The organism is Paenibacillus sp. J5C2022 (assembly GCF_025567625.1).
In the GTDB taxonomy this organism is placed as follows: Bacteria; Bacillota; Bacilli; order Paenibacillales; family Paenibacillaceae; genus Pristimantibacillus.
In genome coordinates this window covers 89,362-103,220 of sequence record NZ_JAOQJC010000009.1, presented here as the reverse complement: position 1 = coordinate 103,220, position 13,859 = coordinate 89,362, and the positions used below count along the sequence as shown (strand labels likewise).

At 58.8% G+C, this 13,859-nt stretch carries 13 protein-coding genes; all 13 read left to right on the top strand.

Annotated elements, in window-relative coordinates:
• The first annotated feature begins 2 nt into the window (after positions 1–2).
• The 13 genes from gmk to rpe all read left to right on the top strand — a co-directional run bounded on the left by gmk (position 3) and on the right by rpe (position 13,858).
• Positions 3–614 carry a guanylate kinase gene (gene gmk, locus M6D81_RS09450; protein ID WP_262676622.1) on the top strand — a complete coding sequence of 204 codons (612 nt, stop codon included), beginning with the start codon at positions 3–5 and terminating at the stop codon, positions 612–614.
• A gap of 16 nt (positions 615–630) precedes the next feature.
• Entirely contained in the window at positions 631–840 is a 210-nt protein-coding gene (gene rpoZ, locus M6D81_RS09445) for a DNA-directed RNA polymerase subunit omega (protein ID WP_262676621.1), read from the top strand.
• A 193-nt stretch (positions 841–1,033) separates the two neighbouring features.
• On the top strand, positions 1,034–1,558 hold the full coding sequence (locus M6D81_RS09440; RefSeq protein WP_262676620.1) for a YfiT family bacillithiol transferase: 525 nt from the start codon (positions 1,034–1,036) through the stop codon (positions 1,556–1,558).
• Positions 1,559–1,695: 137 nt separating this feature from the next.
• Positions 1,696–2,907 carry a bifunctional phosphopantothenoylcysteine decarboxylase/phosphopantothenate--cysteine ligase CoaBC gene (coaBC, locus tag M6D81_RS09435; protein ID WP_262676712.1) on the top strand — a complete coding sequence of 404 codons (1,212 nt, stop codon included), beginning with the start codon at positions 1,696–1,698 and terminating at the stop codon, positions 2,905–2,907.
• Positions 2,904–5,384: a primosomal protein N' gene (gene priA / locus M6D81_RS09430; protein ID WP_262676619.1), complete on the top strand. Its 2,481-nt coding sequence runs from the start codon at positions 2,904–2,906 to the stop codon at positions 5,382–5,384. The genes coaBC and priA overlap by 4 nt, the downstream gene beginning before the upstream one ends.
• 38 nt (positions 5,385–5,422) lie before the next feature.
• Entirely contained in the window at positions 5,423–5,908 is a 486-nt protein-coding gene (def, locus tag M6D81_RS09425; protein WP_262676618.1) for a peptide deformylase, read from the top strand.
• Positions 5,909–5,912: 4 nt separating this feature from the next.
• Positions 5,913–6,866 carry a methionyl-tRNA formyltransferase gene (gene fmt, locus M6D81_RS09420; protein ID WP_262676617.1) on the top strand — a complete coding sequence of 318 codons (954 nt, stop codon included), beginning with the start codon at positions 5,913–5,915 and terminating at the stop codon, positions 6,864–6,866.
• Positions 6,863–8,248, top strand: a complete 1,386-nt coding sequence (gene rsmB / locus M6D81_RS09415; RefSeq protein ID WP_262676616.1) for a 16S rRNA (cytosine(967)-C(5))-methyltransferase RsmB — start codon at positions 6,863–6,865, stop codon at positions 8,246–8,248. Before fmt ends, rsmB begins: the two co-directional genes overlap by 4 nt.
• Before the next feature lie 77 nt (positions 8,249–8,325).
• The gene (gene rlmN / locus M6D81_RS09410) at positions 8,326–9,372 is read left to right on the top strand and encodes a dual-specificity RNA methyltransferase RlmN (protein WP_262676615.1); all 1,047 of its coding nucleotides are present in this window, start codon (positions 8,326–8,328) and stop codon (positions 9,370–9,372) included.
• A 7-nt stretch (positions 9,373–9,379) separates the two neighbouring features.
• Entirely contained in the window at positions 9,380–10,147 is a 768-nt protein-coding gene (locus M6D81_RS09405; RefSeq protein ID WP_262676614.1) for a Stp1/IreP family PP2C-type Ser/Thr phosphatase, read from the top strand.
• Entirely contained in the window at positions 10,144–12,303 is a 2,160-nt protein-coding gene (gene pknB, locus M6D81_RS09400) for a Stk1 family PASTA domain-containing Ser/Thr kinase (protein WP_262676613.1), read from the top strand. Before M6D81_RS09405 ends, pknB begins: the two co-directional genes overlap by 4 nt.
• Positions 12,281–13,207 (top strand): ribosome small subunit-dependent GTPase A, encoded by a 927-nt coding sequence (gene rsgA / locus M6D81_RS09395; RefSeq protein WP_262676612.1) that lies wholly within the window; start codon positions 12,281–12,283, stop codon positions 13,205–13,207. The genes pknB and rsgA overlap by 23 nt, the downstream gene beginning before the upstream one ends.
• A 6-nt stretch (positions 13,208–13,213) precedes the next feature.
• Entirely contained in the window at positions 13,214–13,858 is a 645-nt protein-coding gene (gene rpe / locus M6D81_RS09390; protein WP_262676611.1) for a ribulose-phosphate 3-epimerase, read from the top strand.
• Position 13,859: the final 1 nt, after the last annotated feature.

The window sequence follows — 13,859 nt, the reverse complement described above, 5'->3', positions numbered from 1 at the left end:
AAATGGGATTGTTAATCGTTTTGTCCGGTCCGGCCGGAGTAGGAAAGGGTACGGTGTGCACGGCGCTTCGCGGGCGGATGCCGGAGCTCGTATATTCCGTGTCGGCCACAACCAGGCAGCCGAGACAAGGTGAGGTTGATGGCGTCAATTATTTCTTCAAGACAAGAGCACAATTCCAGGAGATGATCGCGCAGGACGCGCTTCTGGAGTATGCAGAATATGTCGGCAACTACTACGGCACTCCCCGCGACTTCGTGAAAGAGACGCTGGCGAGCGGCAAGGACGTCATTCTGGAGATTGAAGTGCAGGGCGCGCTGAAGGTGAAGGAGAAATTCCCGGAGGCGATCTTCGTATTCCTGCTCCCGCCTTCCCTGGAGGAGCTGAAGCAGCGGATTACAGGCAGAGGCACGGAGACGATGGAGACGATCAATACGCGCATGAACGTGGCTGTGGAGGAGATGAGCCTTCTTCAGCATTACGATTATGCGGTTATGAACGATGAGATCGATGCCGCTTGTGACCGGATACGGAGCATCATCATCGCCGAGCACTGCCGCAGAGAGAGATTCGTCCCTTATGTAACGGGGATGAAGGATGCGATCGAGAAAGCATGAGTGAGGAGAATGTTCAATGTTATATCCTTCGATAGATGAAATGGTGAAGAAAGTAGACAGCAAGTATACGCTCGTCGTAGCCGCCTCCAGACGGGCGCGGATGCTTCGCGACGGCAACAAATCCGATCTGGCGGAACCGCGTTCCCACAAATTCGTGGGCGTTGCGCTTGAAGAGATTTACGGCGACTTCGTTCAATTGGAATCGCGGGACCCCAACGAAGAATAACACCAACCGAAGGCGAAGCGGAGCGTCACTGGCAACAGTGCATGCTTCGCTTCTTTGCATTGGCGCACTCTACTTTTTGCCGGCGGTTATGGTATGATAGAAGAGGAATTTTTTTGCGCCGATAGAATGTATATGATTAGTGATATGCAGCATGCGACGTGAGCGATGGAGAATATGAATGGGAGGGATATGGATGGAACAGAAGCGTTATCCGATCGGCAGATTCTTATTCGAAGGCATGACGGCTGCTCAGCAGGAGCAGTGGATTGCAGAGGTGGAACAGTTCCCGCATCTTATCAGGGAGGCGGCAGTCGGCCTAAACGATGAGCAACTGGATACTCCGTACCGCCATGGAGGCTGGACGGTAAGGCAGACTGTGCATCATATGGCGGACGCATCCATGCATTGCTACTCGCGCTTCAAGTGGGCGTTGACGGAATCCAATCCCACCATCAAGCCATTCCATGAAGGCGGCTGGGCCGAGCTGAAGGACAGTGTAACGGCGCTTCCCGAGCATAGCCTGGCGATAATAGACGGCGTTCATCCAAGGTGGTCGATTCTGCTGCGGTCCATGAGCAGAGCCGACTTCGAGAAGCAGTTCTATCATCCGGAGCAGGGCATCCAGATCAAGCTGTCTGCCTTCCTCAGCTTCGTCGCGTGGCATGGTAAGCATCATCTCGCACATATTCGCAATCTCCGGGAAGAGCGGGGATGGTAACGGATGCTGCGCCCCTCCCGGGCGCAGCATCGTTGTCTGCATGCATGAATTCGCATCATATTGAGTAACGAATAACAGACTGACAGGCATTAAGGAAGATAATATACAGGACAGGAGTTGGCGGCAAGTTGCAAGGATTGCATGGAAAGAGAATATTGCTGGGGGTAACAGGCGGAATTGCGGCTTATAAGGCCGCGGCGTTGACCAGCAAGATGGTTCAGGCGGGAGCGCATGTGGACGTTATCATGACGGAATCCGCTGCCAGGTTCATTACTCCGCTAACATTGCAGACGCTCTCGCGCAACCGGGTACATATCGATACGTTCGACGAGCAGGACCCTTCTGTCGTCTCTCATATCCATCTAGCTGACCATGCCGACCTGATCATCATCGCGCCGGCCACGGCGAACACGATTGCGAAGCTAGCAGGCGGATTCGCGGACGATATGCTCAGTACGACGCTGCTGGCGGCTACCTGCCCGATTCTGATCGCTCCGGCGATGAATGTGCATATGTACGAGCATCCCGCCGTCGTCGACAATATGAAGCTGCTGGCGGATCGCGGAGTCATGTTCATCGAGCCCGGCACAGGGCAACTGGCATGCGGCTATGTAGCGAAGGGACGGCTGGCGGAGCCGGAGGATATTATGGCGGCTGCGTCGAGATGGTTCGGCAGGAAGGAACTTCTGAAGGGGAAGCGGGTTCTTGTCACCGCCGGAGGCACGATGGAAAGGCTCGATCCGGTCCGTTATCTGACGAACGACTCCTCCGGCAAGATGGGCTTCGCCATCGCGGAGGCGGCCAGGACGATGGGGGCCGAGGTGACTGTCATCAAGGGAAGAACCTCCGTTGCTGCACCTGCAGGCGTGCGCGTCATCCAGGTGGAGTCCGCGGAGCAGATGCTTGAACAGGCGACAGCCTTGTATCCAAACTGCGACATTGTGGTGAAAGCGGCCGCGGTTGCCGATTACCGCCCGGTCGTCGTGGCGGATCAGAAGATCAAGAAGAAGGGCGATCGGCTGCTGCTAGAGCTGGAGCGGACGACGGATATTCTGGAGACGCTGGGCGAGCGGAAGGAGCATCAGTTCCTGATCGGCTTCGCCGCGGAGACGGAGCAGGTGGAGCGCTATGCGATGGACAAGCTGCGGCGCAAAAACTGCGATTGGATTGTGGCTAACGATGTCAGTGCGGAAGGAGCCGGCTTCGACGGAGATACGAATATCCTGTCCGTATACGGTCCGGACGGGTTGGTCGAAGCACTGCCGCTGATGTCCAAGCGCAGTGCCGCGGAACGTCTGATGGAGCTTGCCGCTGCTGCCGTCTCTTCCCGTGGAGGGGAGCCGGAATGATTGCCAAAGTGATTGTCGATGTGCCGAGCCGCCAGACGGATCGGCCTTTTGATTATAAGGTGCCGGAAGCAATCAGGGATTGGATTGAAGTCGGCAGTCGTGTCGGCGTTCCCTTCGGCGGCAGGGTATTGCAGGGATTCGTGGTCGGGCTGTCGGAGACGGCGGCTGTGGACAGCGCGAAGCTGAAGGCGGTAGCGGAGCTGCTTGATCCCGTGCCCCCTCTGCTGCCGGATATGGTGGAGCTGTCGGAGTGGCTCTGCGCCAAGTATTGCTGCTCCCGCACCCAAGCGCTTGGCGTGATGATCCCCGCTGCCTTGAAGGGGAAGGAAGAACGATATATCGGGATTGAGGATGAAGTGGAGACTGTCCTTCTGCCGGAGGCGCTGAAGGAGGAGATCAGGGACAACGGCGGCTGGATCAAGCTGGAGAAGCTGCTGCGAAGCTTCCCCGACCATGTCGAAGCGGTCAAGGAAGGGCTGCGCAGCGGCATGCTGGCCGTTCGTTCGTCGATTAAGGACCGGCTGGCGGTCCGCACGGTGCTTACGGTATTCCCTTTGGAGGACACGGCGGCTGCGGCCGCCGCCAAAGAGGCGATGCCGCGTAGCGCCGCCAAGCAGATAGCCGTGCTGGAGCGCTTGCTGGAGCATCCCTATCCCGTTGCCATGGCGCAGCTGGCCAAGGAGCTGAATGTGGCGGCATCCACGATTCGCGCGCTGGAGAAGAAAGGGCTCGTGTCGATCCGTGAGGTGGAGAAGGAGCGTGATCCATACGGCGACCGTTCTTATGAGCGCACTGTGCCGCTTGCCTTGACGGAGGAGCAGGAAGCCGTATACAGCCGCATTGCCGATGTCATTCGCTCCGAACATCACTTCACGATGCTGCTGCATGGCGTGACCGGCAGCGGCAAGACTGAGGTGTATCTGCAATCGATTCAATACTGTCTGGAGCAAGGAAAACAGGCGATCGTGCTTGTGCCGGAAATTTCGCTTACCCCGCAGATGGTGGAGCGATTCAAAGGGAGATTCGGGGCGGCGGTAGCTGTGCTGCACAGCAGGCTTTCGGATGGGGAGCGTTATGACGAGTGGCGGAAAATACGGAGCGGGCGCGCCGTTGTGGCTATCGGCGCCCGCTCCGCCATATTCGCCCCCTTCCGGCATATCGGATTAATTATTATCGACGAGGAGCACGAATCCTCGTACAAGCAGGAGGAAAGCCCGAAGTACCATGCCAGGGATGTCGCTGTGCGCCGCGCAAAGCAGCATGGGGCTGCGGTCGTGCTGGGCTCCGCGACGCCGTCGCTGGAATCGTTCGCCGCCGCCAGCCGGGATATGCCGCCTGGAGCGCCTTCTCCTCTGCTGCCGATGCCAAGCCGCGTCAGCGGAAGGCCCTTGCCGGAGGTGGAAGTGGTTGATATGCGCTCGGAGCTGCGGGACGGCAACCGCTCCATGTTCAGCCGCAAGCTGCACGGGGAGCTGCTGCGCCGTCTGGAGCGGGGCGAGCAGTCCGTGCTGCTGCTGAACAGGCGCGGCTACTCCACGTTCGTCATGTGCCGCTCATGCGGCTATACGGCGGCTTGTCCGCATTGCGACATCTCGCTTACCTATCACCAGAAGACGAGGCTTGTCCGCTGTCATTACTGCGGTCACGCGGAAGCCGCGCCGGCGCAATGTCCTTCCTGCGAGAGCGAGCATATCCGCTACTTCGGCACCGGCACGCAGAAGGTGGAGGAAGAACTGGCGAAGCTGTTCCCCGGCATTCGAGTCATTCGAATGGATGTGGACACAACTTCCGGCAAGCATGCCCATGAGCGGCTGCTGTCGCAATTCGGTGAGCGCAAGGCGGATGTGCTGCTCGGCACACAGATGGTTGCGAAGGGACTGGATTTCCCCTACGTCACCCTCGTAGGCGTCATTGCGGCGGATACGTCGCTCAACTTGCCGGACTTCCGCGCCGCGGAGCGAACCTTCCAGCTTCTCACGCAGGTGGCCGGCCGGGCCGGGCGGCATCACCTTGAAGGGGAGGTTATCATTCAGACGTACAGTCCCGAGCATTACGCCATCGCCATGTCGCAGCAGCATGATTATGCCGGATTCGTCCGGGAGGAGCTCCGGCATCGAAGTGTGATGGCCTACCCGCCGTATTGCCGCTTGGCGCTCGTGCTGATGTCGCACGAGCAGCTGCCGGCGGTAATCGCCGCCAGCGACAGGTTCGCGGCGGAGATAAGGGAGCTCGCTCAGCATGAAGGGGTGCTGGTCCCGTTATCGAGCGGCCGGCCGAGAGCGGTGGAGGTGCTGGGGCCGGTCGCTTCCTCGATCGCGAGAATGAAAGATCGCTACCGCTTCCAATGTGTGATAAAATATCGGGGGAGTGTCGACGTATCCGGCATGGTGCAGCGGGTTCTGCAATCGCTGCTGAAGGAAACCGCGCACCGGGGCGTTCAGTTCAGCGTCGACGTGGACCCGCAAGTGATTATATAAAATTGGGATTAATCAAGAATAAAAGGATGGGAACAAGCATGAGTATTCGATTGATTGTCAAGGAGCCGGACCCGGTTCTTCACGAAGTGGCCAAGGAAGTGACCAAGTTCAACGCCAATCTGCAGAAGCTGCTGAAGGATATGGCGGAGACGATGTACGATGCGAACGGGGTCGGGCTGGCCGCGCCGCAGATCGGCATTCTGAAGCGCGTCATCGTGGTGGATGTGGGAGACGAGAACGGACTGGTGAAGATGGTCAATCCCGTCATTACCGAGCGGGAAGGCGAGCAGATCGGTCCTGAAGGCTGCCTCAGCATTCCCGGCATCAACGGGGAAGTGAGACGAGCGGAACGCATCGTGGTGGAAGGGCAGGACGCTGCCGGCGAACGCTTCACGATTGAAGCGAAGGGCTACTTCGCGCGAGCGTTCCAGCATGAGATCGATCACCTGAACGGCATATTGTTCACCGAAATTGCCGATAGCGTCTACGAAGTAACGGACAGACCGGAAAGGGGAGACGAATAGAAGGATGCGTATTGTATTCATGGGGACGCCGACATTCGCCGTCCCTTCTCTTGCGATGCTGATGGAACAAGGCTATGAGATCGCTGCGGTCGTGACGCAGCCGGATCGTCCGCAAGGCCGGAAAAAAGTGCTTACGCCGCCGCCTCTCAAGGAAGCGGCGTTGTCGTATGGACTGCCTGTCCTGCAGCCCGAGCGGATGAGGCGGCCGGAAGCGGTCGAAGCCATCGCGGAGCTGAAGCCGGACTTGATCGTGACGGCGGCATACGGGCAGATATTGCCGAAAGCGGTGCTGGATATCCCGCGATTCGGCTGCATTAACGTGCACGGCTCCCTGCTGCCGAAGTACCGCGGCGGTGCGCCGATACAACGCTCCATTATGGAAGGGGAATCCGTAACGGGCGTCACCATTATGTATATGGCGGAAGGACTCGACACGGGCGACATGATCAGCAGGGTTGAAGTTCCGATTGAGGAGGACGACACTTCAGGCACTCTGTTCCAGAAGCTGAGCCTTGCAGGAGCGGAGCTGCTCAAGAATACTCTGCCGGCGATTATCTCCGGAGAGGCGAAGGGCATTCCGCAGGTCGAGGAAGAAGCGACCTACGCCCCCAATCTGACGCGCGAGGACGAAAGAATAGATTGGGGACGCTCCGCTCATGCCATTCGCAATCAGGTGAGAGGGCTCTCCCCGATGGCAGGGGCATTCACTTATTTGAACGACGAAGTGTTCAAGGTGCGGGCGTGCTCATGTCCGGACGGGGGACAAGCATCCGGCGATTGCACTCCGGGCACGATTATCGCCGCGGACAAGAACGGCATAGCGGTGCAGACGGGAGACGGAACGCTGCTGCTGACGGAGATTCAGCCGGCGGGCAAGAAGGCGATGCAGGCCGCCGACTGGCTGAAAGGGGCTCGCCTGGAGCCTGGCGCAAGCTTCCGCTCCGGGAGCCCGCAATGAAGCGGCGGCAAGCGGCGCGCTCGCCCAGGGAGCTGGCGCTTGACGCGCTGGTCAAGGTGGAGCAGAGCGGCGCATACAGCAACATTCAGTTGAACCGGATGCTGCAGGAGGCGGAGCTGTCCCGTGCGGATGCCGCGCTGGCGACGGAGCTGGTGTACGGCACGATCGCCCGCAAGAAGACGCTGGATTACTGGATCGCGGGCTTCCGGGCGAAGGGGCTGCACGGTATAGAGCCTTGGGTGCTGCAGCTGCTGCGCATGAGCGCCTATCAGCTGCTCTATCTGGAGCGAGTGCCCTCCCATGCCGCGGTCAACGAAGCGGTCGATATAGCGAAGCGGCGCAGCCATCGCGGCATTGCGGGCATGGTGAACGGCGTCCTGCGCAACATGGTTCGCCGTCTGAGCGACTTGACGGAAGCCCGCATCGATGCGGGTGAGCCGATGGCGACCGTCGCCGTCCGCCATTCCTACCCGGAATGGCTGGTGCGGCGCTGGGCGGACGTCTACGGCATGGAGACGGCGGAAGCGATATGCGCTGCGGGCAATGAGCCGCCGCACGGCAGCATCCGGGCGAACGGCATGCTGCAAGATCCGTCGGATCTGCTGCAGGAGCTGCAGCGGGAGGGGCTTGCCGCAGAGGCTTCCCCGATTGCCGCTTCGGGCATTATCGTCAGGAAGGGCGGCAATCTGGTGGATTCGGACGGCTACCGGGCCGGGAAGTGGTCCATGCAGGACGAAAGCTCGATGCTCGTCGCAGAGGTGCTGTCGCCGGAGGAGGGCATGACGGTGCTGGATTGCTGCGCGGCTCCGGGCGGCAAGGCGCTCCATATCGCGGAGCTGATGAAGGGGACGGGCAAGGTGTGGGCCAACGATCTGCACGAGCATAAGCGGAAGCTGATTCAGCAAGGAGCGGAGCGGCTTCGGCTTGGCAATGTGGAGGCGATCACCGGCGATGCGGGAGCATTGGCGGAACGGTTCCCGGCAGGCTCCATGGATGCGGTGCTGCTGGATGCGCCATGCTCCGGCTTCGGCGTCATTCGCCGCAAGCCGGAGATACGGTGGACGAAGGAGGAGTCGGACATCGCCTCCATCGCCGCGCTGCAGCGCAGGCTGCTTCATGCTGCAAGCGGGCTCGTGCGTCCCGGCGGCGTCCTCTTGTACAGCACATGCACGGTGGAGAAGGAAGAGAACGAGCATCAGATCGCAGCATTCCTGAAGGAGCATCCGGAATACGCGCTGGATGCCGGCTGGCCGCAGCCGCTGTTGCGCAAGCTGGAGGAGAAGGGGGTTATCGGCGCGCAGTTCGACGGTCAGCTCCAGCTGCTGCCGCAGCACTTCGATAGCGACGGGTTCTATATCGCCCGCTTGATCAGGCGCGCATAAGCGGCTTGGTTCGCTCCGGATGGACGTTTGTGGTAAAATGAATCGACAATGCTACTTTGAAATATAGGTGTGATGAGATGAAACCTTTTATTTATGACTATACGTACGAGCAGTTGAAGGAATGGATGAAGGACAACGGCGAGCCGGCCTTCCGCGCGGAACAGTTGTTCCAATGGATCTACGTGAAGCGAGTGAAGGACTTCGGCGAGATGACGAATCTGTCCAAGGAACTGAGGCAGAAGCTGGAGGAAAGCTTTCAGTTCGTCACGCTGGAGGAGATTACGAAGCTGGAGTCCAAGGATGGAACGGTCAAGTTCCTGTTCGGTCTGCATGACGCCCATGCGATCGAGACGGTCATTATGCGGCACAGCTACGGCAATAGCATATGCGTGACGACGCAGGTCGGCTGCCGGATCGGCTGCACGTTCTGCGCATCGACGCTGGGCGGTCTGAAGCGGAATCTGACGGCGGGCGAGATTGTGGCGCAGGTGGTGACGGCCCAGCAGATGCTCGACGCGACGGAAGAGCGCGTGTCCAGCATCGTCATTATGGGCTCCGGCGAGCCGTTCGAGAACTATGACGCGACGATGGCGTTCCTCCGAATCATGATACACGAGAAGGGGCTTCACATCGGTCAGAGGCACATCACGGTGTCCACCAGCGGCATCGTGCCGAGCATGTACAAATTCGCGGATGAGAATACGCAGATTAATCTGGCGTTGTCCATCCATGCGCCGAACGACAAGCTGCGCTCCAAGCTGATGCCGGTCAACCGGCGCTTCCCGTTCGAGGACGTCATGGAAGCGTGCCGCTATTACCTGGCCAAGACAGGAAGAAGGATCACGTTCGAATACGCTCTGATCGGCGGGGTGAACGACCGCCCCGAGCATGCCGAAGAGCTTGCGGAAGTGTTGAAGGATCTGTTATGCCATGTGAATCTGATCCCTGTCAATCATGTGCCCGAACGCAACTATGTGCGAACGCCGCGCAACGATATATTCGAATTCGCGCGCATTCTGGAGAACAAGGGAGTTAACGTGACGATCCGCAGGGAGCAGGGGCATGACATTGCGGCCGCTTGCGGCCAATTAAGGGCCAAGCATATGGAGTCCACGGCGAGGTGAGGACGTTATGTTAACAGCTTATCGAACGCATGTCGGACGAGTCCGTCATGTCAATGAAGACCATGCCTGGGTCGGCCGGCTCGGCGACAGCATCGCGCTGGCGATCGTGGCCGACGGCATGGGCGGCCATCTGGCCGGCGATGTGGCGAGCAGGATGGCCGTGGAGGCGTTCCGCAGCACGTTGGAGCAGAGCGCGGAGAAGTCCGCGTTCTCCGAAGAAGAAGCGAAGATGCTGATGCGCCAAGCGATCAGCACGGCGAACGAATCGATTCACGCGATGGCCTCCAAGGATGAGAAGTATCATAACATGGGGACGACGATCGTAGCCGCGCTGCTGCAGAGGGGCAGGGCAATCGTCGGCCATGTCGGGGACAGCCGGGCTTACAAGCTGGGGAAGGACTCCATCACGCTGCTGACGGAGGACCACTCCCTTGTGAACGAGCTGCTTCGATCCGGTCAGCTGAGTCCTGAGGAGGCGGCCCATCATCCGCGCCGCAATGTGCTTACGAGAGCGGTCGGGACGGATGCTCGCGTCGACATCGACGTCAAGTCCATGACATGGGCATCGGACGATGTATTGCTGCTCTGCAGCGACGGTCTCAGCAATCTGGTGAACGAAGGCCAGATGCTGGTGACGATGGCATCCTCCGGCTGGGAATTGGAGGCCGGCGCGGAGCACCTCATCCAGCTTGCGCTGGAGGCGGGAGGAGACGACAATGTCACGGTCGTGCTCTTGCGTCTATCCGCAGGCGAACGGGAGGAGAATGAGCTATGATAGGACATAACCTGGGCGGACGGTACGAGATACTGTCTCGAATAGGCGGAGGCGGCATGGCCTTGGTCTACAAGGCGCACGATGTGCTGCTGAACCGTCACGTAGCGGTGAAGGTGCTGCGCCAGCAGTTCGTCAATGACGATGAGTTCATTCGCCGCTTCAACCGCGAGGCGCAATCCGCAGCTTCATTGTCTCATCCCAACGTAGTCAGCATATACGATGTCGGCCAAGAGGACGACACGCACTATATCGTCATGGAATACGTGGAAGGCCATAATCTTAATGAAATTATCGCCGAGCGCGCTCCTCTGCAAGCAGATGAAGCTGTGCGCATCGCCCAGCAAATATGCGACGCATTGGATCACGCGCATCATAATCACATTATCCATCGCGACATCAAGCCCCACAATATTCTGATCGGCAACAACGGCCGCGTGAAAGTGACGGACTTCGGGATTGCGCGCGCGGTGACGGCTTCCACCATTACGCATACGGGGTCTGTCGTAGGCTCTGTGCACTACTTCTCGCCGGAGCATGCCAAGGGCATCAACGCCGGGGAGAAGTCGGATCTGTATTCGCTGGGCATCGTGCTCTACCAGATGCTGACCGGCAAGCTGCCGTTCCTGGGCGAGAGTCCCATCAGCGTCGCGCTGAAGCATCTGCAGGAGACGTTCGACGAACCGCGCGCCGTCAATCCGCATATTCCGCAAAGCGTGGAGAACGTCATCCTGAAGGCGATGCGCAAAAATCCGTCCGAGCGTTATGAATCGGCGAAGCAGATGCAGCAAGACCTGGAGAACTGCTTGGCGCCGGGACGGCTGAACGAACCGAAAATTGCATTTCAATCGTCTGGTGATCTGGATGAGACGAAGATCATGCCCGCCATTCGCGGCGATGCGGTTATGCCGAAGGGCACGACGGCGCACGCATCTGACACGACCAGCAAGCATGCGACCATTTCCCACACCGGCACTCACTGGGAGGATACTGGCGTGGCGAGCAAGAAGAGGGGCTGGAAGAAGCCGGTCGCCGTCGTAAGTACGACGCTGCTGCTTCTCGCGCTCATGGTCTGGGGCTTCTTCATTCTGCTGGATAAGCTGAATCCGGAAGAGGTCGAAGTGCCTAACGTCGTCGATAAGAGCTTGACTGAGGCGAGGAAGGAGATTGAAGCGGCCGGCCTGAAGGTGAAGGAGCCGGTGACGCGGGAATTCCGGAAGGATATACCGCTTGATCAGGTATTCGACCAGACGAAGAAGAATATGAAGGTGAAGGAAGGCTCATTCATTGAACTGTTCGTCAGCGACGGCCCGGAGATGAAAGAGATGGGGCCGTATGTCGGCAAGGACAAGCAAGATGTGCTGGATGAGCTGATCGCCATGGGAATCGACGAGAAGCGGATTCGCATTGAAGAAGTGAACAACGAAGACGAGGAAGCGGGCATAATACTGGAACAGGTACCTGCCGCAGGCACGCGGATCGACCCTGAGACGGCCAGCGTCTCCTTCGTCGTCAGTCTGGGGCCGGAGCCGACGACGATTCCGGATATTATCGATGTGGAGCTGAAGGTGGCGAGGCAGCTTCTGAAGTCGCACTTCCTCGTGCTGAACGAAGAGGATATCCAGTACGTGCCGAGCTATGTAATCAAGAAGGGCAATGTCATTGAAATTGTGGGCAACGAAGTGAACGACGAGGTTTCGAAGGAATCTAAGGTCAAGATTAGCGTCAGTACGGGACCGCCGGAGGATGCGATCACACATCAGGCGAGATTTACGATCTACCCTGCCAATTTCAATAAAACGAGCGAAGTGAGAATCGAGTATTCCGATGCTTCCGGCGAGAATTTGGACGGGGGCACATACAACATTACGGATGGCATCACGATTCCGGTCACGGTCATCCTGGCGCCGGATACGACTGCGCGCATTATGATCTACCGCGACAAGGAGCTTATGGAAGTGCTGTCGATCTCGTATGAGGATGCGAAGTCGGGCGGGAACTCCGATGTCTCCATTCCCGGAGAGGAGACTCCGCCGCCTTCCCAGGAGCCTACGGAAGCGCCGGTGCAAGCGGAAGTCGCCGATGATGAAGCCGGAGACGGCAGCCAGCCGGATAATGAAGGAGTAGGAGAAGCGAATGAGCAAGAGCAGCAGCCATAAGCAGCAGGGATTGATCGTCAAGGCGCTCAGTGGATTCTATTATGTCAAGCCCGACGATTCGCAGCACGGAGAGACGCTGCAGTGTCGGGCGCGCGGCATCTTCAAGAAGCGGGGATTGACGCCGCTCGTAGGCGATCGCGTCGTCTACAGCGTGACGGAGAACGGCGAAGGCACCGTCGAAGAGCTGCTGCCCCGTACTTCCGAGCTGATAAGACCGCCCGTCGCCAATGTCGATCTGGCTGTTCTTGTGTTCTCCGTCTCGGAGCCGGAGCTCAATCTGCAGCTGTTGGACAAATTCCTGCTGCACATTGAATATGCGGACATTCCGGCCGTGCTATGCTTAAGCAAGCAGGACTTGCAAGATGAGGAAGATGCCGAAGAGATCGCGCAAGCGATCTCTTCGGTACGCCGCATCTATGGCGGCCTCGGTTACGATATATTCGGTACAAGCTCCAATAGAGGCGAAGGCGTTCAGCAGCTGCAGGAGCGGCTGAGCGGGCACGTCGCCGTGTTCGCCGGGCAATCCGGGGTAGGCAAGTCCTCCTTGCTTAACGCCATCGTACCGGGGCTGTCGCTGGCGACCAATGCGATCAGCAACAAGCTGGGGCGGGGCAAGCATACGACGCGGCATGTTGAGCTGATCGATATCGGCGGAGGATATGTGGCGGATACGCCTGGCTTCAGCCAACTGGACTTCGAGGAGCTTGGCATTGAAGATCTGGGCTACGGATTCGTGGAAATACGGGAGCTGTCGGGCGATTGCAAGTTCCGCGGCTGCACCCATTCCCATGAGCCGGGCTGCGCGATAATAGCTGCGCTGGAGCGCGGCGAGATGGAACAGAGCCGCTATGAGCATTACCGGCTGTTCCTTGCGGAATTGAACGATAAAAAACGGAGGTACTGATTAACCATGACCATAATTGCGCCATCCATTCTTTCTGCGGATTTTTCCCGTCTGGGTGAAGAGATAACGGCAGCCGAGACCGCCGGGGCGGATTGGATTCACGTCGATGTCATGGACGGAGCATTCGTTCCCAATCTGACGTTCGGACCGCCCGTTATCTCCGCGGTTCGTCCTGCGACGAAGCTGCCATTCGATGTGCATCTTATGATTGAGCGGCCCGAGCTGTCACTCGACGCATATATCGCTGCCGGAGCGGATCGGATTACGGTGCACTATGAAGCGTGTACGCACTTGCACAGAACGATTCATTACATCAAGGACAAGGGCTTGCCGGCAGGCGTGGCCATCAATCCCGCAACGCCCGTCTCCGTGCTGGAGCCGATGCTGCATGACGTGGACCTTGTCCTGATCATGACAGTCAATCCCGGCTTCGGAGGCCAGTCCTTCATCCCGTATTCGCTGAACAAGCTGCGCAGTCTGCAAGCGATGCTGCAGGAGCGCGGATTGTCCGGCGTACATGTGCAGGTGGACGGCGGCATTAACGGGGACACGGCGCGTCAGGTCAGAGAGGCGGGCGCGAATGTGCTCGTCGCAGGCAATGCCGTGTTCGGCGAAGACGACCGACAGCAAGCTATTCTATCTTTGCGCTAAG

Excerpts from the sequence above, each read along its gene's own strand:
- gmk (WP_262676622.1), top strand. The coding sequence starts at position 3 with ATGGGATTGTTAATCGTTTTGTCCGGTCCGGCCGGAGTAGGAAAGGGT.
- rpoZ (WP_262676621.1), top strand. The coding sequence starts at position 631 with ATGTTATATCCTTCGATAGATGAAATGGTGAAGAAAGTAGACAGCAAG.
- M6D81_RS09440 (WP_262676620.1), top strand. The coding sequence starts at position 1,034 with ATGGAACAGAAGCGTTATCCGATCGGCAGATTCTTATTCGAAGGCATG.
- priA (WP_262676619.1), top strand. The coding sequence starts at position 2,904 with ATGATTGCCAAAGTGATTGTCGATGTGCCGAGCCGCCAGACGGATCGG.
- def (WP_262676618.1), top strand. The coding sequence starts at position 5,423 with ATGAGTATTCGATTGATTGTCAAGGAGCCGGACCCGGTTCTTCACGAA.
- fmt (WP_262676617.1), top strand. The coding sequence starts at position 5,913 with ATGCGTATTGTATTCATGGGGACGCCGACATTCGCCGTCCCTTCTCTT.
- rsmB (WP_262676616.1), top strand. The coding sequence starts at position 6,863 with ATGAAGCGGCGGCAAGCGGCGCGCTCGCCCAGGGAGCTGGCGCTTGAC.
- rlmN (WP_262676615.1), top strand. The coding sequence starts at position 8,326 with ATGAAACCTTTTATTTATGACTATACGTACGAGCAGTTGAAGGAATGG.
- M6D81_RS09405 (WP_262676614.1), top strand. The coding sequence starts at position 9,380 with ATGTTAACAGCTTATCGAACGCATGTCGGACGAGTCCGTCATGTCAAT.
- pknB (WP_262676613.1), top strand. The coding sequence starts at position 10,144 with ATGATAGGACATAACCTGGGCGGACGGTACGAGATACTGTCTCGAATA.
- rsgA (WP_262676612.1), top strand. The coding sequence starts at position 12,281 with ATGAGCAAGAGCAGCAGCCATAAGCAGCAGGGATTGATCGTCAAGGCG.
- rpe (WP_262676611.1), top strand. The coding sequence starts at position 13,214 with ATGACCATAATTGCGCCATCCATTCTTTCTGCGGATTTTTCCCGTCTG.